Consider the following 2252-nt stretch of genomic DNA (forward strand, 5'->3'; position numbering starts at 1 on the left):
GGACGGTATTCTGGCGTTTTAGAGGTGAACAACGTGGAGCTTTTATCTGGTGGTGAGATGCTCGTCCGCTTTTTGCGTGACGAAGGCGTCAAATATATCTATGGGTACCCAGGTGGTGCCGCATTGCATATCTATGACGCGCTGTTCAAAGAACCAGCCGTTCAACATATTCTCGTTCGTCATGAGCAGGCTGCCACTCACATGGCGGATGGCTATGCGCGCGCCACCGGCAAGGCCGGCGTCGTACTGGTGACCTCCGGTCCCGGCGCGACCAACGTCATTACCGGTATTGCTACGGCGTACATGGACTCGATTCCGATGGTGATCCTGACCGGCCAGGTGCCTAGCACCATGGTCGGTACCGATGCATTCCAGGAAACCGACATGATCGGTATCTCTCGGCCGATCGTGAAACACAGCTTCATGATCAAGCATGCCTCGGAAATCCCGGAAGTCATGAAAAAGGCGTTCTACCTTGCACAGTCCGGTCGCCCGGGCCCTGTAGTGGTCGATATCCCGAAAGACATGACCAATCCGGCTGAGAAATTCGAATACATCTTCCCGAAAAAAGCCAAGCTGCGCTCCTACAGCCCGGCGGTTCGTGGCCACTCGGGCCAGATCCGCAAAGCGGTGGAAATGCTGTTGGCGGCCAAGCGGCCGATCATCTATGCCGGCGGCGGCGTCATTCTGGGCAACGGCTCCGCGCCGTTGACCGAACTGGCGCAACTGCTGAACGTGCCGGTCACCAATACCTTGATGGGCCTCGGCGCATTTCCGGGCACGGACCGCCAGTTCGTCGGCATGCTCGGTATGCACGGTAGCTACACCGCCAACCTCGCGATGCACCATGCGGANGTGATCATGGCCGTGGGCGCGCGTTTCGATGACCGTGTGATCAANGGCGCGNNCAAATTCTGCCCGAATGCCAAGATCATCCACATCGACATCGACCCGGCGTCCATCTCCAAGACCATCAAGGCCGACGTTCCTATCGTAGGCCCGGTGGAAAGCGTACTGACCGAAATGGTCGCTACCTTCAAAGAAATCGGCGAGACCCCGAACAAGGACTCGGTGGCTGCCTGGTGGAAACAGGTTGAAGAGTGGCGCGGTGATCGCGACNTGTTCCCTTACGACAAGGGCGACGGCAGCATCATCAAGCCGCAAACCGTGATCGAAACCCTCTGCGAAGTGACCAAGGGCGACGCCTTTGTGACCTCCGACGTGGGCCAGCACCAGATGTTCGCCGCGCAGTACTACAAGTTCGACAAGCCTAACCGTTGGATCAACTCCGGTGGCCTGGGCACGATGGGCTTTGGTTTTCCTGCGGCCATGGGTGTAAAGCTGAGCTTCCCCGACACCGACGTCGCGTGCGTCACCGGTGAGGGCAGCATCCAGATGAACATCCAGGAACTGTCNACGTGCTTGCAGTACGGCCTCCCGGTGAAGATCGTCTGCCTGAACAACGGCGTGCTGGGCATGGTTCGTCAGTGGCAGGACATGAGCTACGGTAGCCGTCACTCCCACTCCTACATGGAATCGCTGCCAGATTTCGTCAAATTGGTTGAAGCCTATGGCCACGTCGGCATGCGCATCACTGATTTGAAGGATTTGAAACCGATGATGGAAGAAGCCTTCGCCATGAAGGACCGCCTGGTGTTCCTTGATATTCAGGTTGACACCAGCGAGCACGTCTACCCGATGCAGATCAAAGACGGCTCTATGCGCGATATGTGGCTGAACAAGACGGAGCGTACTTAATCATGCGGCACATTATCTCCCTGCTTCTGGAGAACGAACCCGGCGCTCTGTCTCGTGTTGTCGGCCTGTTTTCGCAACGCAACTACAACATCGAAAGCCTGACCGTGGCCCCGACCGAAGACCCGACCCTGTCGCGCCTGACGTTGACCACCGTGGGCCACGATGAGGTAATCGAGCAGATCACCAAGAACCTCAACAAGCTGATCGAAGTGGTCAAACTGGTCGACCTGTCGGAAAGTGCTCACATCGAGCGCGAACTGATGCTGGTCAAGGTCAAGGCCACCGGCGCCCAGCGCGCCGAGATCAAGCGCACTACCGATATTTACCGTGGGCAGATCGTCGATGTNAGCGCCAGCGTTTATACCGTGCAACTGACCGGTACCAGCGACAAGCTCGACAGCTTCATTCAGTCCATCGGCACCGCCTCGATCCTGGAAACCGTCCGTAGCGGCGTAACCGGTATCGCTCGTGGCGACAAAGTACTCAGCATCTAA

At 57.6% G+C, this 2252-nt stretch carries 2 protein-coding genes; both read left to right on the forward strand.

Translation table 11 applies throughout. The annotated features are described in order from the left end of the window. Window positions 1-33: 33 nt before the first annotated feature. Window positions 34-1758 (forward strand): acetolactate synthase 3 large subunit, encoded by a 1725-nt coding sequence (locus tag B7L09_RS22025; RefSeq protein ID WP_094470631.1) that lies wholly within the window; start codon window positions 34-36, stop codon window positions 1756-1758. A 2-nt stretch (window positions 1759-1760) separates the two neighbouring features. Continuing rightward, on the forward strand, window positions 1761-2252 hold the full coding sequence (ilvN, locus tag B7L09_RS22030; protein ID WP_003176102.1) for an acetolactate synthase small subunit: 492 nt from the start codon (window positions 1761-1763) through the stop codon (window positions 2250-2252).

The organism is Pseudomonas mandelii (assembly GCF_002251635.1).
In the GTDB taxonomy this organism is placed as follows: Bacteria; Pseudomonadota; Gammaproteobacteria; order Pseudomonadales; family Pseudomonadaceae; genus Aquipseudomonas; species Aquipseudomonas mandelii_B.